Below are 24,644 nucleotides of genomic sequence, written 5' to 3' on the forward strand. Positions count from 1 at the left end.
ATGTCGGTCAACAGGAAACCCGCGCGTGGGCGGGTGCTATCAGGGCGCGACGTACTGCTGGGTCGCGCTGTCGAAGGTGTAGTGCACGGCGTCGCCGGCACCCAGCGCACGGGTCTTGCCGGGGCCTTCGATGGTGGTGCCCTTGAAGGTCACGGTCAGTCGCGGCAGGCCGTTGCCGTCGGCAGCGAAGGCCAGTTCGCCATCGCTGTCGGTGCAGGGCATTACGTTGCCTTCGTCGCAGGCGGCGCTGTTGTCCTCGCCCGTACGCACCGAGCCGACATAGCGCCAGACCTTGCTGTCCACGTCGTCTTCGCTGCGCTTGGGGTTGAACAGCAGCAGTGCATAGCCGGTGCTGCTGATGCCGCGGTCGAAGCTGCTGGTCGGCACCGCCAGCAGCAGGCGACCGTCGGCGGTGCGATGTTCAAGCGGCTGGCGCCGGGTATCGACATCGTCGGCCTTGTCGTACGCGCCCAGCGCGCCGATGGTCCATTCCTGGCCACGGAACTTCCATGGCTTCTTCGCGTCGGCGCCGGCCAGCACGAAAGTGGCCTCGGCGAGGTTGGCGCGATCATCCGGGCCAGCCGGCGACTGCTCGCCCGGCTTGCCGTAGTGCTCGCGGGTATCCCAGGAGAAACCCGTGTAATACGTGGTGCCATCGAGGGTGAAGGTGTGGCCGAACCAGAAGGTCGCCACGCTGCCGTTCTGGACCTCGTAGGAGGTCGCGCCATCACCGTCCACCTGGTAGGTGAAATACATCACGGTCGGCGCGTCGGGCGGGGTGACGGCGGTGTCGGGAGAGGTGTTCTGCATCGGGGCAACATCCTGTCGGGGCGCATCGGCAGCCTGCACGGGAGCGCCAGGCTGGGAGGACGAGGGGGCCGGATCGGCGGCGCTGCAGGCCGCAGCGGAAAGAGAGACGAGCAGGCACGCCGCGAATGCGCGCAGGGGCCGCAACGGCAGGGTCCAACATGGCTCGGGGGGGTGATGCATGCGCCTCTCCATGGTCAGCGTTGCCGGGCCAGACGGCCGGCAGGAAACCGCACCCCATCCACCTGGGACGGGAGCGAGGACATGAGCCGGTCGATTCCTTCGACCTCGCATTGAAAACCCATGCCGGGTCATCTTGGCACAGAACGGCGGCCGGTCAAAGAGGGCGGTGACAGATGCCCTTACAGTGTGATCTGGTTCTCAGATCTTGCCGTCGCGCAGGTAGTCGAACAATTCGGCGTCGCCCTTCAGGCCCAGTTTGAGCATGGCGTCGCCTTTCTGCCGGCTGATGGTGCTGACGCTCTTGTGCAGCTGCAGCGAGATCTCCTTCACTGTCATGCCGGTGCCGAGCAGCCGCAGCACTTCCACCTCGCGTGGCGACAACGGCTTGCCGTCGCCCTCGCGCATGCGCCAGCTGCCCGCAGCCTCGACCCGCTCACGCAGGCTCCGGCTGATGTAGGGCTGGCCCCGATAGACCGCCTGGATGGCCTGCGGCAGTTCGTCCATCGACGAGCTCTTGTCGACCAGGCCGAGCACGCCGCTGTCGAGCACCATGCGCAGGATCGCCAGGTTGTTGGAGACGCTGAGCATCAGCACCGGCAGGTCGGGGAAGCGGCGGCGGATCATGCCGATCATGGCGAAGCCGTCGGCCTGTGGGCTGCCCGGCATGGAATAGTCGGTCACCAGCAGGTCGCAGGGTTGGCTGCCGAGCAGGGCCATCAGCGCCTGCGCGCTGTCAGCCTCGCCGACCACGCGGCCGACCCCGCTCGATTCGATGACGGCGCGGGTACCGATACGGACCACAGGGTGGTCGTCTGCGATGATGATGCGCAAGCTCATTGCTCTAGTATGGCCACCGGGCAAGCCGGGCCGCGACCATCGCGGCCCTGTCAGGATTCTAGGAGATCGACGCCGATGCGTAGCTGGGCTGTTCGCGGGCTGGTCCTGCTGCTGGCCGTGCTGGTGCTGCCCGTGGCGCTGGCACAGGCAGTGCCTGGGCTGTTGCCGCTCAGTCCCCTGCAGCGCGAGTACCTCGCCGCCCATCCAAGCATCGTCGTGGGCCAGTATGACAGCGGCTGGCCGCCGTTCGAGTCCCTCCGTGATGGCCAGCAGGTTGGCCTGGGGCCGGATTATCTGTCGCTTCTCGCCCGTCAGCTGGGCGTGAAGGTCGAGGCGAGGCGTTATTCCGACTGGACATCCGTGCTGGATGCGGCCTGTCGTGGCGAGATCGACGTGGTAATGAATGTCGGTCTCAGTGCCGACCGCACCCAGTGCATGGTCTATACCGCTGCCTATGGCGAGGCGCCGTTGGCGCTGGTGGGGAGGCCGGGCGATCTGCGTGCTTCGAACATGCCCGACCTGGACGGATTGCGGGTGGTCATCGAGCAGGATTTCCTGACCGGACCGCAGGTGCGGGCACGTTTCCCGCGTGCGGTGCAGCTTGTCGCAAACAGCTCATTGGCTGCGCTGCAGATGGTCAGAGACGACAAAGCTGATGTCTACATAGGCAATGCCTACGTTGCCACCGAACTGATCGCACGCCAGCACCTGCAGGGTGTCGTCCTGCTGCGTCCGAGCGACCTGCCTCCCGAACGGATGCACTTCGGCGTTCCCAACAGCAAGCAACCGCTGGCCGAAGCGCTGGACCTGGCGCTGGCCGCGACCAGCCAGGCCCAGCGCGATGCACTGGCACAACGCTGGCTGCCCCTGCCGCAGTGGTCGGCATCGGCGCAGCTGGCGCTCAGCCAGGCCGAGAAGCGGGTTCTGCAACAGCCGTTGAAGATCGGCTTTGCGCCGAACGCCGCCCCATTGTCGTTCGCCGACGAGGATGGCAGGCCCAGCGGCCTGGCCAGCGAGTACCTGGCGCGGCTGATGCAGGCCGGTGCCAACCTGCAGGCGCAGAACAGCCATGACTGGTACGAGGTGCGCGAGAAGGCGCGCCGCGGCGAGCTGCAGGCGGTGATGGGCATTCCGGTCGATTCGCACTATCTGGGCCCGGACTGGGTGTACAGCCAACCCTTCATCAGCGTGCCGAACGTGATCGTCAGCCGCCACGACAGCCCGGCGCTGCTGGGCCTGTCCGACCTCCAGGACAAGCGCGTACTGCTGTCGGATCCGGAGCGCGTACGCGGTTACGTGCTGCAGCAGGCGCCGCAGGCCAGGATCGTCGCCGCGCGCAGCGCCGAACAGGCCATGCAACGCCTGATCGATGGTGAGGCCGACGCCTACGTGGGCAATCTGGCCCTGGTCGACCACCTGCTGCGCACGCGTTTCCCGGGGCGCCTGCAGGTTGCCGCGCCCGCGGGCTTCAACGACCAGCTGGCACTGGCCGTGGAGCGCCGGCATGCGGCGCTCGCCACGACCTTCGATCGCTTGCTGCTGCAGATGACGCCACGCGAGCGCGAAGCGCTGCGCGGCGACTGGCTGGCGGTGGAGTACCACAACGGCATCGACTGGCGAAGCACGCTGCGCTGGGGTGTACCGCTGCTGCTGGTGCTGCTGACCGCGCTGCTGGTGCATGGCATCGGCTACTGGCGCCTGCGTCGCGAGGTGGCCGGGCGCCGCCAGCTGGAGCAGCGCCTGGCCGAAGTGACCGACAACCTGCCTGCCGTGGTCTACCAGGCCCGTCGCGAGGTTGATGGCACGCTCAGCTTCCCGTTCATTGCCGGTGACCTCCAGGCGCTGTTCGGGATCACCCGGCAGCAGGCTGAGCAGGACGCCACGATGTTGCTGGAACGCGTCGAAGAGGACGATCGCGCGCGCATCCTGCAGGTGGTCGAACAGGCCGCGCACCAGTTCGCACCGCTCATGCTGGAATTCCGCCTGCGGGGCGATGGAGCGGGCCCGCGTTGGGTGCGCACCCAGGCGCAACCCTATGCCGCCGAAGCCGGTGTGGTGACCTGGAGTGGCTACTGGGTGGATGCCAGCGAGGCTCGTGCACAAGCGGACGCCCTGACCGCAGCCAAGGCCGAGGCCGAGCAGGCGGCCGAGGCGAAATCCCGCTTCCTGGCCACCATGAGCCATGAGATCCGCACGCCGATGAGTGGCGTGCTGGGGATGCTGGAAGTGCTGGCGCACTCACCGCTGGATGCAGAACAGAAACGCATCCTTGGCGTGATCGAGGATTCGGCGCAGATGCTCCGGCAGATCCTTGACGACATCCTTGACTACTCGCGGCTGGAGGCCAACGCATTGCGGCTGGAGCCGGTACCGCAGCCGCTGCGGCCGTTGCTGGAAAGCGTGTGCCGGTTGTTGTCGGCGCAGGCCAGTGCACGTGGGCTGGGCCTGCACGTGCAGATCGATCCGCAGCTGGCAGCCGCGCACGAAGTGGATGGCGTGCGTCTGCGCCAGATCGTGTTCAACCTGCTCAGCAACGCCATCAAGTTCACCGTGCGCGGCGAAGTGCGGCTGCAGCTGGAAGTGCTGGGGCCGACCGCCGAAGACGGCAGCCAGCCGCTGTGCCTGAGCGTCACCGATACCGGCATCGGCATCGCACCGGAACAGCTGCAGCACCTGTTTGCGCCGTTCACCCAGGCCGGTGCGTACATCCAGCGCGACCATGGTGGAACCGGCCTGGGCCTGAGCATCTGCCAGCGCCTGGTGCAGATGATGGACGGCGAGCTGGAACTGCACAGCACGCTGGGCGAGGGCACCCGCGCCGAGGTGCGGCTGTCGCTGGTGGAAGCCGGCAGCAGTGATGTTGAAGCGCTGGTCGCCGAGCAGGAACAGGCGGCGCTGCTGCCGCCGGCGCTGCGCCAGGCACGCGTGCTGGTGATCGAAGATCATCCGACCAACCAGGCGATGATGGCCTGGCGGCTGCAGCAACTGGGTGTACCACATGTGCTGGTCGGCGATGGCCAGCAGGGGCTGGATCGCCTGGCATCGGAGCACTTTGATCTGGTCATTACCGATTGCCGGATGCCGGTACTGGGTGGTTTCGCCTTCACCCGCCTGCTGCGCGAACGCGAAGGCCGCAACGGCCAGCCGCGGCTGACCGTACTGGCGCTGACCGCCAGCGTGCTGGACGACGATGCACGTCGTTGCCGTGAAGCCGGGATGGATGAGGTGCTGGCCAAGCCATTGTCATTGGCGACACTGCGCGCGGCACTGCTGCGCTGGTTGCCGCAGGCGCAGGGGCAACGGTTCGAGGAGCCGCTGGCCGAGTCCGCTGCCGTCGATGACAGGACGCTGCCCGATCTGGACAGCCTGCAGCGGCGCTTCGGCTCACGTGCGGTCGCCGAGCAGTTGCGCGACAGCCTGCTGCAGGCCAGTGCAGGTGACCTGGCCGCTGTGCAGTGCGCGCTGGAGGCCGGCGACCGTGAGGCTGCCGCGCTGCACCTGCATCGCCAGGCCGGTGGCTTGGGCGCGGTGGGAGCGACGGTGCTGGCTGCGCAGGCCAATGCCCTGGTCGAGCGCCTGCAGGATGCGGCCGAGACCGATCCGGTGCCGTTGTTCACCGCGGTGGCGGCATTCGTGGCGCGGCTGCAACAGCAGTTGCAGCGCCTGGCTCACTGAGCCGACTGCTGCTGCAGGTAGGCGATCACCAGCGCACGGCGTTCGGCGCTGGGGAAGGCGTTGTACATGCGTGTGCCCGGTACAACATGGGTGGGTGACTGCAGGAACGCATCCAGGGTCTGCGCGGACCAGGTGATGTCGGCGCGGCGCATGCCGTCGGAATAGCCGTAGTCGGGCAGGCTGCCGGCGCGCCGGCCGATCACGCCGTGCAGGTTCGGGCCGAAGCGGTGGATGCCGCCAGGCTGCACGGTGTGGCAGCCGGCACACAACTCGAACGCGCGTTGCATGGCCTGCTGCTGCGCCTGTTCCGGCGTGGCGGGCGCTGCAGGCGGGCGCCGGCAGGCCGTGGCGGCCAGGGCCACGGCAACAGCGATGAGCAGGAATGATGCACGCATGGGCGGGCAGGATAGCGGTGCGCGGCAGGCGACGGGCTGCGACGCTCGGTCGCAGCCCGTGGCGTCACATGCCCGAGTAGTTCGGGCCGCCGCCGCCCTGCGGGGTCACCCACACGATGTTCTGGGTGGGGTCCTTGATGTCGCAGGTCTTGCAGTGCACGCAGTTCTGCGCGTTGATCTGCAGGCGCGCGCTGTCGGCTTCGCCAACGAACTCGTACACGCCGGCCGGGCAGTAGCGCGCTTCCGGGCCTGCGTACTCGGCCAGGTTCACCTTCACCGGAATGCTCGGGTCCTTCAGCGTCAGGTGGCTGGGCTGGTTCTCGTCGTGGTTGGTGCTGCTCAGGAACACCGAGCTGAGCCGGTCGAAAGTCAGCACGCCATCCGGCTTCGGGTAGGCGATGCGGGTGTGCTTGGCCGCCGGTTCCAGGCAGGCGTGGTCGGGCTGGGTGCGGTGCAGGGTCCACGGCGGGTTGCGCACGCCCAGCTTGGGAAGCAGCCATTGCTCCACGCCGGTCATCAGCGTGGCCACGGTCTGGCCCTTCTTGAACCACTGCTTGAAGTTCTTGGCCTGCTGCAGTTCGGTGAACAGCCAGCTGGCTTCGAACGCCGTCGGGTAGGCACTCAGTTCATCGTGCTGGCGGTCGGCGGCCAGTGCATCGAACGCGGCGTCGGCGCACAGCATGCCGGTCTTGATCGCGGCGTGGCTGCCCTTGATGCGGCTGGCGTTGAGGTAGCCGGCCTCGCAGCCGACCAGCGCGCCACCGGGGAACACGGTCTTCGGCAGCGACAGCAGGCCACCGGCGGTGATCGCACGCGCGCCGTAACCGATGCGGGTGCCACCCTCCAGGTGCTTGCGGATGGACGGATGGGTCTTGAAACGCTGGAACTCTTCAAACGGGCTCAGCCACGGGTTCCTGTAGTCCAGGCCGACCACGTAGCCGATGGCGACCTTGCCGCCGTCGGCGTGGTACAGGAACGCGCCGCCGTAGGTGTCGCTGTCCAGCGGCCAGCCGGCGGCATGCACCACCAGGCCCGGCTCATGCTTGGCCGGGTCGATCTGCCACAGTTCCTTGATGCCGATGCCGTAGGCCTGCGGGTCCTTGCCTTCGTCCAGCTTGTAGCGGGCGATCAGCTGGCGGCCGAGGTGGCCGCGTGCGCCTTCGGCGAAGATCGTGTACCTGGCGTGCAGCGCCATGCCGCGCTCGAAGGCCGGGCCGATGCTGCCGTCCTTCTCGATGCCCATGTCGCCGGTCGCCACGCCGATCACTTCACCGTTGTCGCCATACAGCACTTCGGCGGCGGCAAAGCCCGGGAAGATCGCCACTTCCAGCGCCTCGGCCTGCTGCGCCAGCCAGCGGGTCACTTCGCCCAGGCTGATGATGTAGTTGCCTTCGTTGTGGAAGCACTCCGGCAGCAGCGCGTTGGGCGTGCTGCGTGCGCCGGTTTCGCTGAGGAACAGGAATTCGTCGCGGGTGACCTTCTGCTTCAGCGGTGCGCCACGCTCGGCCCAGTCCGGGAACAGTTCGGTCAGCGCGCGCGGATCCATCACCGCGCCGGACAGCACGTGCGCGCCTGGTTCGGACCCCTTCTCCAGCACGCACACCGACAATTCGCGGCCGGCTTCGATCGCGCGCTGGCGCAGGCGGATCGCGGTGGCCAGGCCGGCGGGGCCGGCGCCGACGATCACCACGTCGAATTCCATTACTTCACGCGGGGGCAGGGCGTTGGCTTCAGCGCTCATCGATTGCATGACTCGTGGGTAGGGCCGGCATCGGGGCCACCGGCGGTGCCTGGGAATCGCGCGTGCGGCCACGGGCGAAACGGTTGTTTGAATGTGTCAGGGTACCGGGACGCGCGTGATCGAGCTAGATCGCCGATGTTCACACCCGGATTGCTGCAATGCAGCGTAGGGCCGCAGCTCTGGTGGGTGCCGACCTTGGTCGGCACGCTCTGCCCGGATGACCGACAATGGCCCGGTCCTGACTGCGCGTGAGTGCCATGGCTTTGCATCCGTACGATCTGCTCGATGTCCGTTCCCTGCTCAACGAGGAAGAGCGCGCGGTGCAGGAGAGCGTCGCCCGTTTCACCAACGAGCGCGTGCTGCCGATCATCGGCGATGCCTTCGACCAGGCCCGCTTCCCCGATGAACTGGTGCCGGAGATCGCGTCACTGGGCCTGCTCGGTGCGACCCTGCCGACCGAGTACGGCGGTAGTGGCCTCGGCGCGGTCAGCTACGGCCTGATCTGCCAGGAGCTGGAGCGCGGCGATTCGGGCCTGCGCAGCTTCGTCTCGGTGCAGAGCTCGCTGTGCATGTACCCGATCTACGCCTATGGCAGCGAGGAACAGCGCCAGCAGTGGCTGCCGGCGATGGCGCGCGGCGAACTGATCGGCTGCTTCGGCCTGACCGAGGCGCATGGGGGTTCCGATCCGGCCAGCATGAAGACCCGCGCGGTGCGCGACGGCAGCGACTGGCGCATCAGCGGCAGCAAGATGTGGATCACCAGCGGCCCGGTGGCCGACCTGGCCATCGTCTGGGCGCAGACCGAGGACGGCATCCAGGGTTTCGTGCTGGAAAAGGGCATGGCCGGCTTCACCACGCAGGAGATCAAGCACAAGATGAGCCTGCGCGCATCGCTGACCGGGGCGCTGTTCTTCGATGACGTGCGCGTGCCTGACAGCCACCGGCTGCCGAACGTGAAGGGCCTGAAGGGGCCGCTGGGCTGCCTGACCCAGGCCCGCTATGGCATCAGCTGGGGCCCGATCGGTGCGGCGATTGCCTGCCTGGATGAAGCACTGGGTTATGCCAAGGAGCGCGTGCTGTTCGGTCGCCCGCTGGCGGCCACGCAGAGCGCGCAGATCAAGCTGGCCGAGATGGCCCGCCGCATCACCACCGCGCAGCTGCTGGCCCTGCAGCTGGGCCGCCTGAAGGAAGCTGGCCAGCTGCAGCCGCAGCAGGTCAGCCTGGCCAAGTGGAACAACTGCCGCATGGCGATCGACATCGCCCGCGAATGCCGTGACCTGCTGGGTGGCGCCGGCATCACCACCGAACACGTGGCGATCCGGCACGCGCTGAACCTCGAATCGGTGATCACCTATGAAGGCACCGAGACCGTGCACCAGCTGGTGATCGGCCGCGAACTGACCGGCATCAACGCGTTCTGAGTGCACCGGTAGTGCCGGCCGCTGGCCGGCATTGAGTTGGTAGTGCCGGCCGCTGGCCGGCATTGCCCAGTAGCGTATTCGCAGGCGAGCGATCGGTGTACCGAACCGCGCACCGTACCGAGATGGGTTCAAGGACAGCCTGTACCGCGCGGCTGTTGGGTCCGCCTTGAAGCGAGCCGAGCACCGCAGGTCCGGCGGGGGCGAAGAGGCGCGGGTGTCTGAGCGCAGCGAGTTCCGCGCCGTCCCCCGGCGGGCCGAGGAGCGCAGGGCACCGGTGCGCAGCACCGGCTCGCGGATGGCGGCGCGTTTCTTTTGGTTACTTTTCTTTCCGCGCGGAAAGAAAAGTAACGCCCATGAACGCATGCGCCCGCCACAGCAACGACCAGGCAGAAGAGAGACGCGTGGCGTTACGCGCCGCCGGCAAACCCATGCTGCCGCCACGCTTCGTACATCACCACGGCAACGGTGTTGGAAAGATTGAGGCTGCGGTTGTCCGGCCGCATCGGCAGGCGCAGGCGGCGGCCATCGGGCAAGGCATCGAGCACGTCCTGCGGCAGGCCGCGGCTTTCCGGGCCGAACAGGAAGGCATCACCGTCTTCGAACGCCACGCTGTCATAGCGGACGCTGGCACGCGTACTGAGGGCGAACAACCGCTTCGGTGCGATCCGCGCCAGCGCGGTGTCCAGGTCGGGGTGCACCTGCAGGCGCGAATACTCGTGGTAGTCCAGGCCGGCGCGCTTGAGCTGCTTGTCTTCCAGTGCGAAGCCGAGCGGCTCGACCAGGTGCAGCTGCGCGCCGGTGTTGGCGCAGAGCCGGATCACATTGCCCGTGTTGGGCGGGATTTCCGGTTGGAACAGGATCACGTGGAACTGGGGCGCGGCATTCATCGGCGCAGTGTACCTGCGACGACCGCCGCCTTTACGGCGCACGCCCTGCGCGAGGCAGGGCGGCACCGCTTACGGGCGCAGCAGGACCTGGGCGGTTTCGGTGGCCAGGGCCTGCAGGTCGGCGGCGCTCGGACGCACCTGCAGGGCCGGCAGGTTGACGATCACCTGGTTGGCGACGCTGGTGGCGGCGGCAGCCAGGGTCGCGGCGTAGCGCTGGGCTTCCAGTTCGGCGGCCAGGGCGACGCGCTGTTCCAGGCTCGGGCGCACTTCCACCGAGGCCAGGGTGGTGATCGGCATCGCGGCGGCGACCGGGGCGGCGACGTAGCCGCTGCGCTCGGCCAGCTGGTCGGCACTTGGGCGCACTTCCACGGTGGCCAGGGTCGGGATGCCGCTGGCCTGTTCCCAGGCCTGCTGGGCCAGCTGGTCGGCGGCCGGGCGAACCTGCACGGTGGACAGAGTCTTGATGGATTCGGAGGCCTGCACCGACGAAACAACCGCGGTGCCGGCGATCAGGGCGATGGCGATGGCAATGGTCTTGGCGTTCATGACGGGGCCTGTTTAGTGTTGGTGATCAGTGGTGTGGTAGTAAGGTAGTACACCAATTCTGGGCTTGCAAGGAAAATTTTCGATTTCCTGCGTTTGTTCAGTCTTCAGTCAGCTTTTGTCTGAAGCCCTTCCTGGTGCAGGAAGTACCAAGCAATCCCCGTGCCAACTTTTAATTATTGATTTGCAAGGGTTTTATGGTCATCGAAAAGTGTCCGGCGGGCGGACACCTGTCCATTCGATGTGCTGCGGACACTGTCCGGACGTTGCTGGCGGGTGCTTGTGACGGCTCGGACAGGGCAGATCGGCGCTGCGGATGGCGCACAGGGGCAAACACCCCCAGTGACTGGCGACCGATTCCTGCCGTTGCGCGCGCACGCTAGGATCGGGGTTCACCTATGTGACCAAGGATCCGGATATGTCTCTCGCCCTTCGCCCGCGCACTGCGCTGCTGGCCGTTGCCCTCAGCACCGCCCTGGGCACGCTTGTGCCTTCCCATGCGTTGGCGGCAAAGCCGGCCGCACCGGCCAAGGTCGATATCCCGTATGAGCAGTTCACCCTGCCCAACGGCCTGCGCGTGATCGTGCACACCGATCGCAAGGCGCCGATCGTCGCGGTCAACGTCTGGTATCACGTCGGCAGCAAGGACGAACCGGCCGGCCGCACCGGCTTCGCGCACCTGTTCGAACACCTGATGTTCCAGGGCAGCGAAAACCACGACGGCGAATTCTTCGAGCCGTTCAAGCAGGTCGGCGCCACCAACCAGAACGGCACCACCAATACCGATCGCACCAACTACTTCGAGAACGTGCCCACCACTGCGCTGGACATGGCGCTGTGGATGGAATCGGACCGCATGGGCCATCTGGTCGGTGCGATCGACCAGGCGGCGCTGGACGAGCAGCGTGGCGTGGTGCAGAACGAGAAGCGCCAGGGCGAGAACCAGCCCTACGGCCAGGCCTGGGACCAGCTCAACAAGGCGCTGTATCCAGTTGGCCACCCGTACCACCACGGCGTGATCGGTTCGATGAACGATCTGAACGCGGCGTCGCTGGATGACGTGAAGACCTGGTTCCGCACCTGGTACGGCCCGAACAACGCCGTGCTGGTGCTGGCTGGCGACATCGACCTGGCCACCGCCAAGGAAAAGGTTGGCAAGTACTTCGGCAGCATCCCGGCCGGCCCGACCATGGCGCAGCCGGCGGTGAACGTGGCCAAGCGCAGCACCGATACGCGCGAGACGATGACCGACAAGGTGCCGCAGGCGCGTATCTACCGCGCCTGGAACGTGCCGCAGGTCGGTACCACCGAGGTCGATCAGCTGCAGCTGTTCGCGCAGGTACTGGGCGGCGCCAAGTCCTCGCGGCTGAGCCAGCGCCTGCAGCACCAGGACAAGCTGGTGGACAGCATCGCGGCAGGCCTGTCGACGTCGCAGCTGGGTTCGAACTTCGTGATCATGGCGACGGTCAAGCAGGGCCAGGACCCTGCCAAGGTCGAGAAGATCATCGACGAGGAACTGGACCGGCTGATCAAGCAGGGCCCGACCGCGGCCGAGCTGGAACGCGCCAAGACCGGTGCCCGCGCCGGTTTCATCCGCGGCATCGAACGCATCGGCGGCTTCGGCGGCAAGGCCGACGCACTGGCCGAGTGCGCGGTGTTCACCGGCGACCCGGGCTGCTTCCGCACCTCGCTGGCCAACATCGAGAAGGCCAGTGCCGCTGATCTGAGCCGTCTGGGCGCGCAGTGGCTGGACAAGGGCAGCCACACCCTGGTGATTGCACCGGGTGAGCGCGTGGCGCTGAAGGAAGACCCGAGCCAGGCGCCGAAGCCGTTCAACGTGCCGGCGGTGGACCCCAAGTACAGCACGCTGCCCGAGCAGGTGGACCGCAAGGCCGGCGTACCGCAGACCCGCGAGTTCCCGCAGCTGAAGTTCCCGGCGCTGCAGCGCGCCACGCTGAAGAACGGCACCCAGGTGATCCTGGCCGAGCGCCACGAGATTCCGGTGGTGCAGTTCAGCTACCAGTTCCCGGGTGGCTTCAGCGCCGACCAGGGCCGCAAGCCGGGCACCGCCAACTTCACCATGAGCCTGATGACCGAAGGCGCCGGCAAGCTCGGCTCGCTGGCCTTCGCCGATGCCGCAGACGCACTGGGCGCCAGCCTGGATGCCTCGGCCGGCTTGGACTCCATGAGCGTGGACCTGTCGGCGCTGAAGGAAAACCTGGCACCGTCGCTGGCGCTGTATCGGGACCTGCTGCGCGAACCGCGCTTCGAGCAGGGCGAGATCGACCGGGTCAAGGCGAGCTGGATTGCCGGCATCCAGCAGGAGAAGGTCAACCCGGGCGCGGTGGCGATGCGCGTGCTGCCGCCGCTGCTGTACGGCAAGGGCCACCCGTATGCCATTCCGTTCACCGGCAGCGGTGACGAAGCAGCGATCAACGGCCTGACCCGCGAAGACCTGGTCGACTTCCACCACGACTGGCTGCGGCCGCAGAACGGCACCCTGATCGTGGTCGGTGACACCACCCTGGCCGAGATCGTGCCGCTGCTGGACAAGCAGCTGGGCGACTGGAAGGCTGCGGGCGACGCCCCGCAGGTGAAGGCCGCCACCGATGTGGCATTGCCGAAGGGCCCGCGCGTGTTCCTGATCGACCAGCCGGGTGCGGTGCAGGCCAACCTGTTCGCAGGGCAGGTGGTGGCGCCGTCCAGCGCCACCAGCTCGACCCGCTTCGATATTGCCAACGGCGTGATCGGCGGCGACTTCACCTCGCGCCTGAACATGAACCTGCGTGAGGACAAGCACTGGTCATACGGTGCGCGCAGCAGCGCGATCAACTCGGTGGGCCAGCGCCCGTGGATGGCCAGCGCGCCGGTGCAGATCGACAAGACCGGCCCGGCGATGGCGGAAATGCGCAAGGAAATCGCCGCGTTCGCCGATGGCAGCAAGCCGGCCACCGCCGCCGAGGTCAACCGCATCCGCAACATCCAGACCCTCAGCCTGCCCGGTGCCTACGAGACCGCCAGCGCGGTCGCCTCGACCATCGGTTCGATCGTGCAGTTCAAGCGTCCGGACGACTACGTGCTGCGTCGCAAGGCCGAGATCGAGGCGATGACCCCGGCGCAGGTGCAGCAGGCCGCCGCCGAGATCAAGCCACAGGCGCTGACCTGGGTGGTGGTGGGTGATCTCAAGCAGACCGAAGCGGCCGTGCGTGCGCTGAACCTGGGCGAGGTGACGGTGATCGACGCCGAAGGCAACCCGGTCAAGAAGTAAGGGATGCGCCTGCCCGCCCCCGCGGGCAGGCCTCCCCAGGTAGTGCCGGCCGCTGGCCGGCAACCTTGCTCTGGTAGTGCCGGCCGCTGGCCGGCAACGCCGTGACCCGAAGGCGGGGTCACAGCCCCCTGCGGGGGATCCGTCCCCCCCACCGGCTACCCCCGATTCAGGCGGTTCAGGCAGAATCCCTCCATACCCTTCCAGGATCTGCCCATGCGCGTTCTGCTGCTTTCCTCCCTGCTGCTCACCGTCACCGCCTGTACCTGGGTGCCGATCGAACCGGCCGGCAAGGCGACCCGCGTGCTGCCGGCAGGCCCGGTTCCCGCTGGCTGCATTGCCAAGGGCGAGGTGGTGGTGACCGTGAAGAGCAAGGTCGGCTTCTACAACCGCAACCCGCTGCGCGTGCAGGAAGAGCTGGAAACCCTGGCCCGCAACGAGGCCCCGAGCGCAGGCGCCAATGCCGTGCAGGCCGCCGCGGCCCCGGCCGATGGCAGCCAGCGCTTCGCCGCATTCCAGTGCCCGCCGCGCTGAACGCTTCACCATACGGCCAAGGCTGAATTCGTAAAGATGCGGTGAAGGCCCCGGGGGTTATAGAATAGCGCCCCCTTTTGCCTGAGCCTTGGCGCTAACCTCGATGCTCTTCAAGAATGTCTCGATCGCCGGCCTGGCACACGTCGACGCGCCGCATACGCTGACCACCAAGGAAATCAACGAACGCCTGCAGCCGACGTTGGATCGCCTGGGTATCCGCACCGACGTGCTCGGCGACATCGCCGGCATCCACGCGCGCCGCCTGTGGGACAACGGCGTGCTGGCGTCCGACGCTGCCACCATGGCAGGCCGCAAGGCACTGGAAGACGCAGGCATCAATGCGACGCAGGTTGGCCTGCTGGTCAACACCTCGGTCAGTCGCGACTACCTGGAGCCGTCCACGGCTTCCATCGTCTCGGGCAACCTCGGCGTCAGCGACGAGTGCATGACCTTCGACGTCGCCAATGCCTGCCTGGCCTTCATCAACGGCATGGATATCGCCGCGCGCATGATCGAGCGCGGCGACATCGACTACGCGCTGGTGGTGGACGGCGAGACCGCCAACCTGGTGTACGAGAAGACCCTGGAGCGCATGACCGCCCCGGACGTCACCGCTGACGATTTCCGCAACGAGCTGGCCGCCCTGACCACCGGTTCGGGTGCCGCGGCGATGGTGATGGCGCGCTCGGAGCTGGTGCCGGACGCGCCGCGCTACAAGGGCGGCGTGACGCGCTCGGCCACCGAGTGGAACCAGCTGTGCCTGGGCAACCTGGACCGCATGGTCACCGACACCCGCCTGCTGCTGATCGAAGGCATCAAGCTGGCACAGAAGACCTTCACCGCTGCCAAGATCGCCTTGGGCTGGGCCGTGGAAGAGCTGGACCAGTTCGTGATCCACCAGGTCAGCCAGCCGCACACCGCCGCGTTCATCAAGAACTTCGGCATCGACCCGAAGAAGGTGATGACCATCTTCGGCGAGCACGGCAACATCGGCCCGGCCTCGGTGCCGATCGTGCTGAGCAAGCTCAAGCAGCTGGGCAAGCTGAAGAAGGGCGATCGCATCGCGCTTCTGGGTATCGGCTCGGGCCTGAACTGCTCGATGGCTGAAGTGGTCTGGTAAAAGAGTCACCGCTGACCTGCTGCACGACGGGCAGCGATGATTTTTCCAAGTGTTCAAGGGCCGGTTTACCGGCCCTTTCTACAGGTGCGATCCGATGTCCCAGCTTCCCGGTTACCCCGCCCACCCGCAGCGCTTCGAGGTACGCCCCGGCCTGTCGATGAACTATCTCGACGAAGGCCCGCGCGACGGCGAGGTGGTGGTGATGGTGCATGGCAACCCGTCGTGGAGCTATTACTGGCGCACGCTGGTCGCCGGCCTGTCGGACACGTACCGCTGCATCGTGCCGGACCACATCGGCATGGGCCTGTCGGACAAGCCCGATGACAGCCGCTACGAGTACACGCTGCAGTCGCGCGTGGACGACCTCGATGCGCTGCTCAAGCACCTGGGCATCACCGGTCCGGTGACCCTGGCGGTGCACGACTGGGGCGGCATGATCGGTTTCGGCTGGGCGCTGTCGCACCACGACCAGGTCAAGCGCCTGGTGGTGCTCAATACCGCTGCATTCCCGATGCCGGCGGCGAAGAAGATGCCGTGGCAGATCGCGCTGGGCCGCCACTGGAAGATCGGCGAGTGGATCATCCGGACCTTCAACGCGTTCTCCTCCGGTGCCTCGTGGCTGGGCGTGGAGCGGAAGATGCCGGCCGACGTGCGCCGCGCCTACGTGTCGCCGTACAACAGCTGGGCCAACCGCATCAGCACCATCCGCTTCATGCAGGACATCCCGCTGTCGCCGGCCGACAAGGCGTGGTCGCTGCTGGAGCGTGCCGGCAAGGCGCTGCCGTCGTTCGCCGACCGGCCGGCCTTCCTCGGCTGGGGCCTGCGCGACTTCGTGTTCGACCACCACTTCCTGAAGGGCTTCCAGGCCGCGCTGCCGCGGGCCCAGGTACATGCGTTCGAGGATGCCGGGCATTACGTGCTGGAAGACAAGCACGAGGTGCTGGTGCCGGAGATCCGCGCCTTTCTGGACAAGAACCCGATCTGATCGGTGTGCCGACCAACGGTCGGCACCCACCCCTTCCTCTTCCGGTGGGTGCCGACCGTTGGTCGGCACACCCGAACGGTTGATGAGGTTGCCGGCCAGCGGCCGGCACTACCATTACGCGGCGACCGGCGCCTGCGGCGGCGAGGAAGGGCTGTTGCCGTTGTCGTCCGGATGGTCGTCGTCGTTGTCGGCGTCATCGCGCCAGCGCCAGTCGGCCGGCGTCAACGGATCCAGGCCATAGGCGATGCGCGCCTTGTCGCACTGCGGGCTGGCCTTGCCGTACTCCCACGATGCATCCACCTCGCGGCACACGCTGGGCCGGTTGGGATGGATGGTGCAGCGTGAATACACGCCGATCTGCGCATCCAGCGCCACGCAGCGCACCGGCTTGGAATGGGTGCCGCGCATGCACAGGCGGTGCGGGTCCAGCACCTCGGTGAGCTGGTGCGGCACGCCGCCGGGGGTGACCTCGTCTGATTCCATCCAGTGGAAGGCCACGCGGTACTGGGTGCAGCAGGCGCCGCAGGTCATGCAGGGATGTTGCATGGGCAAGCCGCCTCGGGCGGCAGTCGGAATCAGGAACGAGGGTGCGGATTTTCCACGAAGTGGGCCGCCGCGCAAGAAATTCCGTAAGCGGCGACAATGAACGGATGAACCGACCCTGCAATATTGCCGCCCGCTTGCCTGAACTGGCGCGTGAACGGCCTGATCAGATCGCCATCCGCTGCCCTGGCCGCCGTGGCGCCGGCAACGGCATGGCCGCCTACGACGTGACCCTGGATTACCGCCAGCTGGACGCCCGCAGCGACGCCATGGCGGCCGGCCTGGCCGGCTACGGGATCGGCCGTGGAGTGCGCACGGTGGTGATGGTGCGGCCGTCGCCGGAGTTCTTCCTGCTGATGTTTGCCCTGTTCAAGCTGGGCGCGGTGCCGGTGCTGGTCGACCCGGGCATCGACAGGCGCGCGCTGAAGCAGTGCCTGGACGAGGCGCAGCCGGAGGCCTTCATCGGCATTCCGCTGGCGCACGTGGCGCGGCTGGTGCTGCGCTGGGCCCCCTCGGCGGCGCGCCTGGTGACCGTGGGCCGCCGCCTCGGCTGGGGCGGGACCACGCTGGCCGCGCTGGAGCGCGCCGGCGCCAAGGGTGGGCCGATGCTGGCCGCCACCGACGGCGAGGACATGGCCGCGATCCTGTTCACCAGCGGCTCCACCGGCGTGCCCAAGGGCGTGGTCTACCGCCACCGCCACTTCGTCGGCCAGATCCAGCTGCTGGGCAGCGCCTTCGGCATGGAAGCGGGCGGGGTGGACCTGCCGACCTTCCCGCCGTTCGCCCTGTTCGATCCTGCGCTGGGCCTGACCTCGGTCATCCCGGACATGGACCCGACCCGGCCGGCACAGGCCGACCCGGCCCGCCTGCATGACGCCATCCAGCGCTTCGGCGTGACCCAGCTGTTCGGCTCGCCGGCGCTGATGCGGGTGCTGGCGAAGCATGGCCGGCCGCTGCCGACGGTGACCCGGGTGACCTCGGCGGGTGCGCCGGTGCCGCCGGACGTGGTCGCCACCATCCGCAGCCTGCTGCCGGCCGACGCGCAGTTCTGGACGCCGTACGGCGCCACCGAGTGCCTGCCGGTGGCGGTGGTCGAAGGCCGCGAGCTGGAACGCACGCGCGCCGCCACCGAGGCCGGTGCCGGCACCTGCGTGGGCAGCGTGGTGGCGCCGAACGAAGTGCGCATCATCGCCATCGATGACGCGCCGCTGGCCGACTGGTCGCAGGCGCGCGTGCTGGCGGTCGGCGAAGTGGGAGAAATCACGGTGGCTGGCCCGACCGCCACCGACAGCTACTTCAACCGCCCGCAGGCCACGGCTGCAGCGAAGATCCGCGAGACGCTGGCCGATGGCAGCACCCGCGTGGTGCATCGCATGGGCGACGTCGGTTACTTCGATGCGCAGGGTCGCCTGTGGTTCTGCGGGCGCAAGACGCAGCGCGTGGAAACCGCGCGCGGACCGCTGTACACCGAACAGGTCGAGCCGGTGTTCAACACCGTCGCAGGCGTGGCGCGTACCGCGCTGGTCGGTGTCGGCGCCGCCGGTGCGCAGGTACCGGTGCTGTGCGTGGAACTGCTGCGCGGCCAGTCCGACAGCCCGGCGCTGCAGGAAGCGCTGCGTGCGCATGCCGCAGCGCGCACGCCTGAGGCCGGCCTGCAGCACTTCCTGGTGCATCCGGCGTTCCCCGTCGATATCCGTCACAACGCCAAGATCGGCCGCGAGAAGCTCGCCGTCTGGGCCAGCGCCGAACTGGAGAAGCGCGCATGAAGATCCTGGTCACCGGTGGTGGTGGGTTCCTTGGCCAGGCGCTGTGCCGCGGGCTGGTCGAACGTGGCCACCAGGTACTGGCGTTCAACCGCAGCCATTACCCGGAGCTGCAGGTGATGGGCGTGGGCCAGATCCGTGGCGACCTGGCCGACCCGCAGGCGGTCCTGCATGCGGTGGCCGGCGTCGATGCGGTATTCCACAACGGTGCCAAGGCCGGTGCGTGGGGCAGCTACGACAGCTACCACCAGGCCAATGTGGTCGGCACCGACAACGTCATCGCCGCCTGCCGTGCGCACGGTATCGGCCGGCTGGTCTACACCTCCACGCCCAGCGTGACGCACCGGGCCACCCACCCGGTAGAAGGCCTCGGCGCCGACGAAGTGCCGTACGGCGAAGATTTCCAGGCGCCCTATGCGGCCACCAAGGCGATTGCCGAACAGCGCGTGCTGGCGGCCAATGACGCGTCGCTGGCGACGGTGGCGCTGCGTCCGCGCCTGATCTGGGGCCCTGGCGACCAGCAGCTGGTACCGCGCCTGGCCGAACGTGCACGACAGGGCCGCCTGCGCCTGGTGGGCGATGGCAGCAACAAGGTCGATACCACCTACATCGACAACGCCGCGCTTGCCCACTTCCTCGCCTTCGAGGCACTGGCGCCCGGTGCCGCATGTGCAGGCAAGGCCTACTTCATTTCCAACGGCGAACCGCTGCCGATGCGCGAGCTGGTCAACAAGCTGCTGCAGGCGGTGGGTGCACCGACCGTGGACAAGGCGATCAGCTTCAAGACCGCGTACCGTATCGGCGCCATCTGCGAGCGGCTGTGGCCGCTGCTGCGCCTGCGTGGCGAGCCGCCGTTGACCCGGTTCCTGGCCGAACAGCTGTGCACGCCGCACTGGTACAGCATGGAGCCCGCCCGCCGTGACTTCGGCTATGTGCCGCAGGTCAGCATCGAAGAAGGGCTGCGCAGGCTGAAGGCTTCATCTGCTGCTTAGATCGCCGTCACTGGTTGCACACCGCAGGATCGGGAGGATGGACCCACGCCATCCAAGGCTCGACCACCCGCGAGGAGCGCCATGCTGCATTACGCCATCATTTTCTTTGTCATCGCCATCATCGCCGCCGTTCTGGGTTTCTCCGGTATCGCCGGCGCCGCAACGAACATCGCCTGGATCCTGTTCGTGGTGTTCCTGATCCTTGCGGTGATCTCGATGTTCCGCAAGCGAGGCTAGCCGGTAGTGCCGGCCGCTGGCCGGCATCGCTTTCCGCAGAGTCGAGCCATGCTCGACTCTGCGGGCGATCACCACGTTACACAGCGCTCTGCAGCCCGCGATCGGCCTCATGGCGTACCAGCGCCAGTTCGATCAGGCGCGTGATCAGCGTGGTGTAGTCAACACCGCTGGCGCCCCACAGCTTCGGGTACATGCTGATGCGGGTGAAGCCCGGCAGCGTGTTGACCTCGTTGATGACGATCTCGCCGTCTGCGGTGAGGAACACATCCACGCGCGCCATGCCCGCACACTCCAGCGCCTGGTAGGCCTGCCGCGCGATCTGCTGGATGCGCGCCTGGGTGGCGGCGTCGATGTCGGCCGGCACCACCACGTCAGCGCCATTGGCATTGATGTACTTGGTGTCGTAGGCGTAGAACTCGTCGTGCACCACCACCTCGCCGCATACGCTGGCCTGCGGGTGCTCGTTGCCCAGCACCGCGCATTCGATCTCGCGGCCGGCCACCGCCGATTCCACCAGCACCTTGTGGTCGTAGCGCAGCGCCAATGCCAGTGCCTCGGCAAAGCCCGCCGCATCCTTGACCTTGCTCACACCCACCGACGAACCCTGGTTGGCCGGCTTCACGAACAGCGGCAGGCCGAGCTGGGCGATCACCGCATCGGCATCGACCTCCGCGGCCTCATGGCGGCGGATGCACAGCCACGGCGCCACCTGCAGCCCCGCGTCGCGCAGCAGGCGCTTGGTCACGTCCTTGTCCATCGCCACCGCCGAGCCCAGTACCGGCGAACCGACGAAGGGCAGGTTGATCATGCGCAGCAGCCCCTGCAGCGCACCGTCTTCGCCGAGTGGCCCATGCACGATCGGCAACACCACATCGATCTGGCCCAGCGCACTGGCCGCATCGGACGGCTGCAGCTGTGCCTGCTCGGCGCCCGGGCGCACCGCCAGCGACTGGCCCGAGCGATGCAGCGCGATGCGCGACGGATCATCGGCATTGATCAGGAAGGTATCCGGCTGGCTCAGATGCCACTGGCCCTGCTTGTCGATGCCGACCAGCACCGGCTCGAAGCGCTCGCGATCAAGCGCATCGAGGATGTTCTTCGCCGACTGCAGCGAAACTTCGTGCTCGGAAGACTTGCCCCCGAAAATGATGCCAACCCGGGTCCGTGCCATGGGGAGTGCGATGTCCTGTGCGTTGCGTGGCCCCATAGCATGAACCTTCATCGGCCCTCCGCGTGAGGCACAGATGAACCACAAATCCATCCACGCATGGCGTGGATCTACCGTCCTCATGGCCCATCAACAGGGGTCGGAGCCCGTTGCGCTACAACGGGATCCGACCCCACGGACGACAGGAAACTGTCGAAGGCGGGGTGGGTCCGGTTGTGGGGGCGTGAGCCGCATGGATGCGGCGACCGAGCTTACATGGACGTACTTGCAGCGTCCCCCGCAACCGGACCCACCCCGCCATCCCACGGATAGCCAGCTTTTGATGTTGATCTTGCCGGCCAGCGGCCGGCACTACCACGGGTGCCGGGCGGCAGCCCGGCAGCCCGGCCCAAGCCCCCCACCCACGCAGGTAGAATGCGCACATGGCTCTCTCCCTGCTCAAGTCCCTCAAGCCGGTCGCTGGCCGCGCCCTGCAGATCGCCCTGAACCGCGCGCTGGCGCTGGATCCGGATACCCGCCATGCATTGGCCAGCCTCGACGGCCGGCATATCGACCTGACCCTGGAAGCGCCGTCGCTGGCCATGCGCATCAGCGTCGACGGCGACCAGCTGCGGGTCGGCCCGGTGGATGCGCAGGAAGCCGACCTGGCCGTGCGCAGCAGCCTGGCCGGCGTGCTGGCGCAGCTGCCACTGCTGGCCAACGCACGACGCGGCGACAACAACGGCAAGGGCCGTGTGCGCGTGGCCGGCGATGCCGAGCTGGCGCGCCGCCTGCAGCAGCTGGCCAAGGGCTTCGATCCGGACTGGCAGCAGCCTTTCGTCAGCGTATTCGGCGAAGTACTGGGCGTGCAGGTCGCCAACACCCTGCGCAGCGCCCTGCAGCACGCGCGCCAGGGGGCGATCGATCTGGCCCACAGCGCCGCTGAGTTCATCACCGAGGAGTCGCGCGATGTGGTGCCGCGCGCCGAGCTGGATGCCTTCCACGACGACGTGGATGTGCTGCGCGATGACGTGGAGCGCCTTGGTGCACGCGTGCAGCGCCTGCGGGGTGCCGCATGAAGGCCGTGCTGCGGGCCAGCCGCATTGGCCGGGTGATCCTGCGTTACCGCCTCGACGACCTGCTGCAGGGCACGCCGGCCGAGCGCTGGCTGCGCCTGGCCAAGCCGTTCGTGCCGCGCGCCTCGGCCAGCATCGCCTCGCAGTCGCGCGGTGCGCGCCTGCGCCTGGCGCTGCAGGACCTCGGCCCGATCTTCGTCAAGTTCGGCCAGATCCTGTCCACCCGCCGCGACCTGGTGCCGCCGGACGTGGCCAACGAACTGACCCTGCTGCAGGACCGGGTCAAGCCGTTCGATGGTGAGACCGCGCGCCGCATCGTCGAGGACGCGCTCGGCCTGCCGGTCAGCGAGGCCTTCGCCAGCTTCGACACCGAACCGCTGGCTTCGGCCTCGATCGCGCAGGTGCACGCAGCCACGCTGGCCGATGGTCGCCAGGTGGTGGTCAAGGTACTTCGACCGGGCATCGAGAAGCAGATCGACGCGGATATTGCCCTGCTCAATTCGCTGGCCGCCCTGGTCGAGCGCACCCATCCGCGCGCCGACAAGATCCGGCCGCGCGAAGTGGTGGCCGAGGTCGAGAACACCCTGGCCGCCGAGCTGGACCTGCAGCGCGAAGGCGCCAATGCCAGCGTGCTGCGCCGCTTCTGGGAAAACAGCGACGACCTGTACGTGCCGGAAGTGATCTGGAGCCATACCGCCGAGCGCGCGCTGACCCTGGAGCGCGTTTGGGGCATTCCGTCCGATGACATCGCTGCACTGGACAAGGCCGGCATCGACCGCAAGGCGCTGGCCGCCAAGGGCGTGCGGGTGTTCTATACCCAGGTGTTCCGCGACAACTTCTTCCACGCCGATGCGCACGCCGGCAACATCTGGGTCGACACCGATCCGGCGCGCCGTGCCAATCCGCGCTTCATCGCGCTGGACTTCGGCATCATGGGCCAGCTCTCGCAGGAAGATCAGTACTACCTGGCCGAGAACTTCATGGCCATCTTCAACCGCGATTACCGCCGCATCGCCGAACTGCACGTGCAGGCACGCTGGATGCCCGACCACGTACGCATCGACGATCTGGAAGCGGCCGTGCGTTCAGTGTGCGAGCCGTACTTCACCCGTCCGCTGTCGCAGATCTCGCTGGCCGAAGTGCTGATGAAGCTGTTCCGGGTGGCGCAGCGCTACCAGCTGACGCTGCAGCCGCAGCTGATCCTGCTGCAGAAGACCCTGCTGAACATCGAGGGCGTCGGCCGCCAGCTCGACCCGCAGATCGACATCTGGGCGGTGGCCAAGCCGGTGCTGGCGAAGATCCTGCGCGAGCGCTACAGCCCGCGCCGGGTGGTGCGCGAGCTGGGCAAGCGCCTGCCGGAAATCATGACCCATGCGCCGGACATGCCGCGGCTGGTGCACGCCTGGCTGACCCAGCAGGTGGAAGGCCGCCACGAACTGGCGATGCGTTCGCGCGATCTGGTCGCGCTCGACGCCAGCCTGCAGCGCCTGCAGAAGCGCGCCGTGGGCGCGATCACCGGTGTGGGCCTGCTCGCCATCGCTGCACTGATGTATATGCTGCAGCCGCCGGGCTGGTACTGGGGCGACGTGCCGGCGTGGAGCTGGCTGTCCGGTGCGGTCGGCGTGGTGGCGCTGGCGCGCGCGTGGTGGCGCTGACCCCGGCAGATTGAAGATCGGCGGCAGGGTACGCCGCCGATCAATTACAGGCTCACCAGTGGTAGCCCAGGCCCAGGTGCGATTGCACACTCTGGAAGCTGTCCAGGCGCGTCCTGTGCCAGGTCTTGCCGATACCCACGTCCAGCACCAGATGCTCACCCAATGGCTGGCTGCGGCGCAGGAAGGCACGCCGTGCATCGTGCTCGCGCAGCAGCAGCGGATCGGACTCGGCGGTATAGCCGGACGTGCCGCTGCCCAGCCACAGCTGGGTCGAACCACGGCCTTGCCCATCCTTCAGCCGCAGCGACAGTGTGGTGCCATGCCCATCCGGTCCATTGGACTGGCGGTGCCGCTCGTGGCGCAGTGAGGCAGTCACGCGCGGAAAGTAATGCGAGGCACCCACCGACCAGCCGCTCACATGGGCGCCGGCATGGTACTGGGCGTATTTGCCGCCCACGCTCAGTACGGTCTGCGGTGTCACTTTCCACTGGATGTCCTGGTTGACCTGGCGGTTGACGAACACCGGATCATCGTTGGATGCCGTGACAGCGGTGCGGGTGGACAGGCGCGGGCTCCAGCGATGGTGCAGCGAGCCCTGCATGCGGTTGCCGCTGAATCGCCTGCTGCCGTAGTCACGCTCGCCATGGGCCAACCCCAGGTGCCAGCGGCTGCCGCCACTGCGTCCGGCCACGTCCACGGTCTGTACGTCGCGCTTGCCGAAGCCATCGCTGTAGTCGGCATGGTCCAGCTGCACCGTGACACGGTCGACGCCGGCGTGGGCGCTGCAGACAGCCAGCAGCAGGGCGCATGGCAGTGCGCCACGGATGATCAATCGCAT

At 67.6% G+C, this 24,644-nt stretch carries 20 protein-coding genes; 11 read left to right on the forward strand and 9 right to left on the reverse strand.

Going from position 1 to position 24,644, the window contains the following annotated elements:
* Positions 1-39: 39 nt before the first annotated feature.
* Both AC5P5S_RS10835 and AC5P5S_RS10840 read right to left on the reverse strand, forming a co-directional pair.
* Complete coding sequence (locus AC5P5S_RS10835; protein ID WP_062606361.1) at positions 40-810, reverse strand: hypothetical protein; 771 nt, start codon at positions 808-810, stop codon at positions 40-42.
* A gap of 378 nt (positions 811-1,188) precedes the next feature.
* Positions 1,189-1,827, reverse strand: coding sequence for a response regulator (locus AC5P5S_RS10840; protein ID WP_005407620.1), 639 nt, complete (start codon positions 1,825-1,827; stop codon positions 1,189-1,191).
* 75 nt (positions 1,828-1,902) lie between these two features.
* On the opposite strand from AC5P5S_RS10840, the gene AC5P5S_RS10845 reads away from it, so the two are divergent.
* The gene (locus AC5P5S_RS10845) at positions 1,903-5,502 is read left to right on the forward strand and encodes an ATP-binding protein (protein WP_495276315.1); all 3,600 of its coding nucleotides are present in this window, start codon (positions 1,903-1,905) and stop codon (positions 5,500-5,502) included.
* On the opposite strand, the gene AC5P5S_RS10850 is transcribed toward AC5P5S_RS10845, so the two are convergent.
* The gene (locus tag AC5P5S_RS10850; RefSeq protein WP_062606358.1) at positions 5,496-5,897 is read right to left on the reverse strand and encodes a c-type cytochrome; all 402 of its coding nucleotides are present in this window, start codon (positions 5,895-5,897) and stop codon (positions 5,496-5,498) included. The two genes, AC5P5S_RS10845 and AC5P5S_RS10850, sit on opposite strands and share 7 nt — an antisense overlap.
* Before the next feature lie 64 nt (positions 5,898-5,961).
* Positions 5,962-7,638 carry an electron transfer flavoprotein-ubiquinone oxidoreductase gene (locus AC5P5S_RS10855; protein WP_005411892.1) on the reverse strand — a complete coding sequence of 559 codons (1,677 nt, stop codon included), beginning with the start codon at positions 7,636-7,638 and terminating at the stop codon, positions 5,962-5,964.
* A 257-nt stretch (positions 7,639-7,895) separates the two neighbouring features.
* On the opposite strand from AC5P5S_RS10855, the gene AC5P5S_RS10860 reads away from it, so the two are divergent.
* On the forward strand, positions 7,896-9,059 hold the full coding sequence (locus AC5P5S_RS10860; RefSeq protein WP_062606356.1) for an acyl-CoA dehydrogenase family protein: 1,164 nt from the start codon (positions 7,896-7,898) through the stop codon (positions 9,057-9,059).
* 407 nt (positions 9,060-9,466) lie between these two features.
* Here the strand turns inward: AC5P5S_RS10860 and AC5P5S_RS10865 are convergent, their stop codons facing one another.
* Together AC5P5S_RS10865 and AC5P5S_RS10870 are read right to left on the reverse strand one after the other, a co-directional pair.
* Positions 9,467-9,946 carry a tRNA (cytidine(34)-2'-O)-methyltransferase gene (locus AC5P5S_RS10865; RefSeq protein WP_005407625.1) on the reverse strand — a complete coding sequence of 160 codons (480 nt, stop codon included), beginning with the start codon at positions 9,944-9,946 and terminating at the stop codon, positions 9,467-9,469.
* Between the two features lie 69 nt (positions 9,947-10,015).
* A complete protein-coding gene (locus AC5P5S_RS10870; RefSeq protein WP_005407626.1) occupies positions 10,016-10,492 on the reverse strand; it encodes an XAC0231 family protein in 477 nt (158 codons plus the stop codon).
* 415 nt (positions 10,493-10,907) lie between these two features.
* Here AC5P5S_RS10870 and AC5P5S_RS10875 point away from each other — a divergent pair, with 415 nt between their 5' ends.
* From AC5P5S_RS10875 to AC5P5S_RS10890, 4 genes are all read left to right on the forward strand, one after another.
* On the forward strand, positions 10,908-13,757 hold the full coding sequence (locus tag AC5P5S_RS10875; protein WP_062606354.1) for a M16 family metallopeptidase: 2,850 nt from the start codon (positions 10,908-10,910) through the stop codon (positions 13,755-13,757).
* A gap of 213 nt (positions 13,758-13,970) precedes the next feature.
* A complete protein-coding gene (locus tag AC5P5S_RS10880; RefSeq protein ID WP_005407628.1) occupies positions 13,971-14,288 on the forward strand; it encodes a DUF4156 domain-containing protein in 318 nt (105 codons plus the stop codon).
* Between the two features lie 103 nt (positions 14,289-14,391).
* Positions 14,392-15,408, forward strand: coding sequence for a 3-oxoacyl-ACP synthase III (locus AC5P5S_RS10885; protein ID WP_004135358.1), 1,017 nt, complete (start codon positions 14,392-14,394; stop codon positions 15,406-15,408).
* A 94-nt stretch (positions 15,409-15,502) separates the two neighbouring features.
* On the forward strand, positions 15,503-16,393 hold the full coding sequence (locus tag AC5P5S_RS10890) for an alpha/beta fold hydrolase (protein ID WP_043034983.1): 891 nt from the start codon (positions 15,503-15,505) through the stop codon (positions 16,391-16,393).
* 114 nt (positions 16,394-16,507) lie between these two features.
* Here AC5P5S_RS10890 and AC5P5S_RS10895 read toward each other — a convergent pair whose 3' ends face one another.
* Positions 16,508-16,939, reverse strand: a complete 432-nt coding sequence (locus AC5P5S_RS10895) for a YkgJ family cysteine cluster protein (protein WP_005407630.1) — start codon at positions 16,937-16,939, stop codon at positions 16,508-16,510.
* 104 nt (positions 16,940-17,043) lie between these two features.
* On the opposite strand from AC5P5S_RS10895, the gene oleC reads away from it, so the two are divergent.
* The 3 genes from oleC to AC5P5S_RS10910 all read left to right on the forward strand — a co-directional run bounded on the left by oleC (position 17,044) and on the right by AC5P5S_RS10910 (position 19,928).
* Complete coding sequence (oleC, locus tag AC5P5S_RS10900; RefSeq protein WP_024956304.1) at positions 17,044-18,702, forward strand: olefin beta-lactone synthetase; 1,659 nt, start codon at positions 17,044-17,046, stop codon at positions 18,700-18,702.
* Positions 18,699-19,691 (forward strand): 2-alkyl-3-oxoalkanoate reductase, encoded by a 993-nt coding sequence (gene oleD, locus AC5P5S_RS10905; RefSeq protein WP_005407632.1) that lies wholly within the window; start codon positions 18,699-18,701, stop codon positions 19,689-19,691. The genes oleC and oleD overlap by 4 nt, the downstream gene beginning before the upstream one ends.
* Positions 19,692-19,772: 81 nt before the next feature.
* Positions 19,773-19,928 (forward strand): DUF1328 domain-containing protein, encoded by a 156-nt coding sequence (locus tag AC5P5S_RS10910; protein ID WP_005407633.1) that lies wholly within the window; start codon positions 19,773-19,775, stop codon positions 19,926-19,928.
* 76 nt (positions 19,929-20,004) lie between these two features.
* Here AC5P5S_RS10910 and ddlA read toward each other — a convergent pair whose 3' ends face one another.
* Positions 20,005-21,099: a D-alanine--D-alanine ligase gene (ddlA, locus tag AC5P5S_RS10915; protein ID WP_231336845.1), complete on the reverse strand. Its 1,095-nt coding sequence runs from the start codon at positions 21,097-21,099 to the stop codon at positions 20,005-20,007.
* Positions 21,100-21,518: 419 nt separating this feature from the next.
* Here ddlA and AC5P5S_RS10920 point away from each other — a divergent pair, with 419 nt between their 5' ends.
* Both AC5P5S_RS10920 and ubiB read left to right on the forward strand, forming a co-directional pair.
* Positions 21,519-22,154, forward strand: coding sequence for a ubiquinone biosynthesis accessory factor UbiJ (locus AC5P5S_RS10920; protein ID WP_005411902.1), 636 nt, complete (start codon positions 21,519-21,521; stop codon positions 22,152-22,154).
* On the forward strand, positions 22,151-23,806 hold the full coding sequence (gene ubiB / locus AC5P5S_RS10925; RefSeq protein ID WP_231336681.1) for a ubiquinone biosynthesis regulatory protein kinase UbiB: 1,656 nt from the start codon (positions 22,151-22,153) through the stop codon (positions 23,804-23,806). Before AC5P5S_RS10920 ends, ubiB begins: the two co-directional genes overlap by 4 nt.
* Positions 23,807-23,858: 52 nt before the next feature.
* Here ubiB and AC5P5S_RS10930 read toward each other — a convergent pair whose 3' ends face one another.
* Positions 23,859-24,644 carry a YaiO family outer membrane beta-barrel protein gene (locus AC5P5S_RS10930; protein ID WP_012478775.1) on the reverse strand — a complete coding sequence of 262 codons (786 nt, stop codon included), beginning with the start codon at positions 24,642-24,644 and terminating at the stop codon, positions 23,859-23,861.

This window comes from Stenotrophomonas sp. YJH_SMC_54, assembly GCF_059368435.1.

Excerpts from the sequence above, each read along its gene's own strand:
- AC5P5S_RS10835 (WP_062606361.1), bottom strand. The coding sequence starts at position 810 with ATGCAGAACACCTCTCCCGACACCGCCGTCACCCCGCCCGACGCGCCG.
- AC5P5S_RS10840 (WP_005407620.1), bottom strand. The coding sequence starts at position 1,827 with ATGAGCTTGCGCATCATCATCGCAGACGACCACCCTGTGGTCCGTATC.
- AC5P5S_RS10845 (WP_495276315.1), top strand. The coding sequence starts at position 1,903 with ATGCGTAGCTGGGCTGTTCGCGGGCTGGTCCTGCTGCTGGCCGTGCTG.
- AC5P5S_RS10850 (WP_062606358.1), bottom strand. The coding sequence starts at position 5,897 with ATGCGTGCATCATTCCTGCTCATCGCTGTTGCCGTGGCCCTGGCCGCC.
- AC5P5S_RS10855 (WP_005411892.1), bottom strand. The coding sequence starts at position 7,638 with ATGAGCGCTGAAGCCAACGCCCTGCCCCCGCGTGAAGTAATGGAATTC.
- AC5P5S_RS10860 (WP_062606356.1), top strand. The coding sequence starts at position 7,896 with ATGGCTTTGCATCCGTACGATCTGCTCGATGTCCGTTCCCTGCTCAAC.
- AC5P5S_RS10865 (WP_005407625.1), bottom strand. The coding sequence starts at position 9,946 with ATGAATGCCGCGCCCCAGTTCCACGTGATCCTGTTCCAACCGGAAATC.
- AC5P5S_RS10870 (WP_005407626.1), bottom strand. The coding sequence starts at position 10,492 with ATGAACGCCAAGACCATTGCCATCGCCATCGCCCTGATCGCCGGCACC.
- AC5P5S_RS10875 (WP_062606354.1), top strand. The coding sequence starts at position 10,908 with ATGTCTCTCGCCCTTCGCCCGCGCACTGCGCTGCTGGCCGTTGCCCTC.
- AC5P5S_RS10880 (WP_005407628.1), top strand. The coding sequence starts at position 13,971 with ATGCGCGTTCTGCTGCTTTCCTCCCTGCTGCTCACCGTCACCGCCTGT.
- AC5P5S_RS10885 (WP_004135358.1), top strand. The coding sequence starts at position 14,392 with ATGCTCTTCAAGAATGTCTCGATCGCCGGCCTGGCACACGTCGACGCG.
- AC5P5S_RS10890 (WP_043034983.1), top strand. The coding sequence starts at position 15,503 with ATGTCCCAGCTTCCCGGTTACCCCGCCCACCCGCAGCGCTTCGAGGTA.
- AC5P5S_RS10895 (WP_005407630.1), bottom strand. The coding sequence starts at position 16,939 with ATGCAACATCCCTGCATGACCTGCGGCGCCTGCTGCACCCAGTACCGC.
- oleC (WP_024956304.1), top strand. The coding sequence starts at position 17,044 with ATGAACCGACCCTGCAATATTGCCGCCCGCTTGCCTGAACTGGCGCGT.
- oleD (WP_005407632.1), top strand. The coding sequence starts at position 18,699 with ATGAAGATCCTGGTCACCGGTGGTGGTGGGTTCCTTGGCCAGGCGCTG.
- AC5P5S_RS10910 (WP_005407633.1), top strand. The coding sequence starts at position 19,773 with ATGCTGCATTACGCCATCATTTTCTTTGTCATCGCCATCATCGCCGCC.
- ddlA (WP_231336845.1), bottom strand. The coding sequence starts at position 21,099 with ATGGCACGGACCCGGGTTGGCATCATTTTCGGGGGCAAGTCTTCCGAG.
- AC5P5S_RS10920 (WP_005411902.1), top strand. The coding sequence starts at position 21,519 with ATGGCTCTCTCCCTGCTCAAGTCCCTCAAGCCGGTCGCTGGCCGCGCC.
- ubiB (WP_231336681.1), top strand. The coding sequence starts at position 22,151 with ATGAAGGCCGTGCTGCGGGCCAGCCGCATTGGCCGGGTGATCCTGCGT.
- AC5P5S_RS10930 (WP_012478775.1), bottom strand. The coding sequence starts at position 24,644 with ATGCGATTGATCATCCGTGGCGCACTGCCATGCGCCCTGCTGCTGGCT.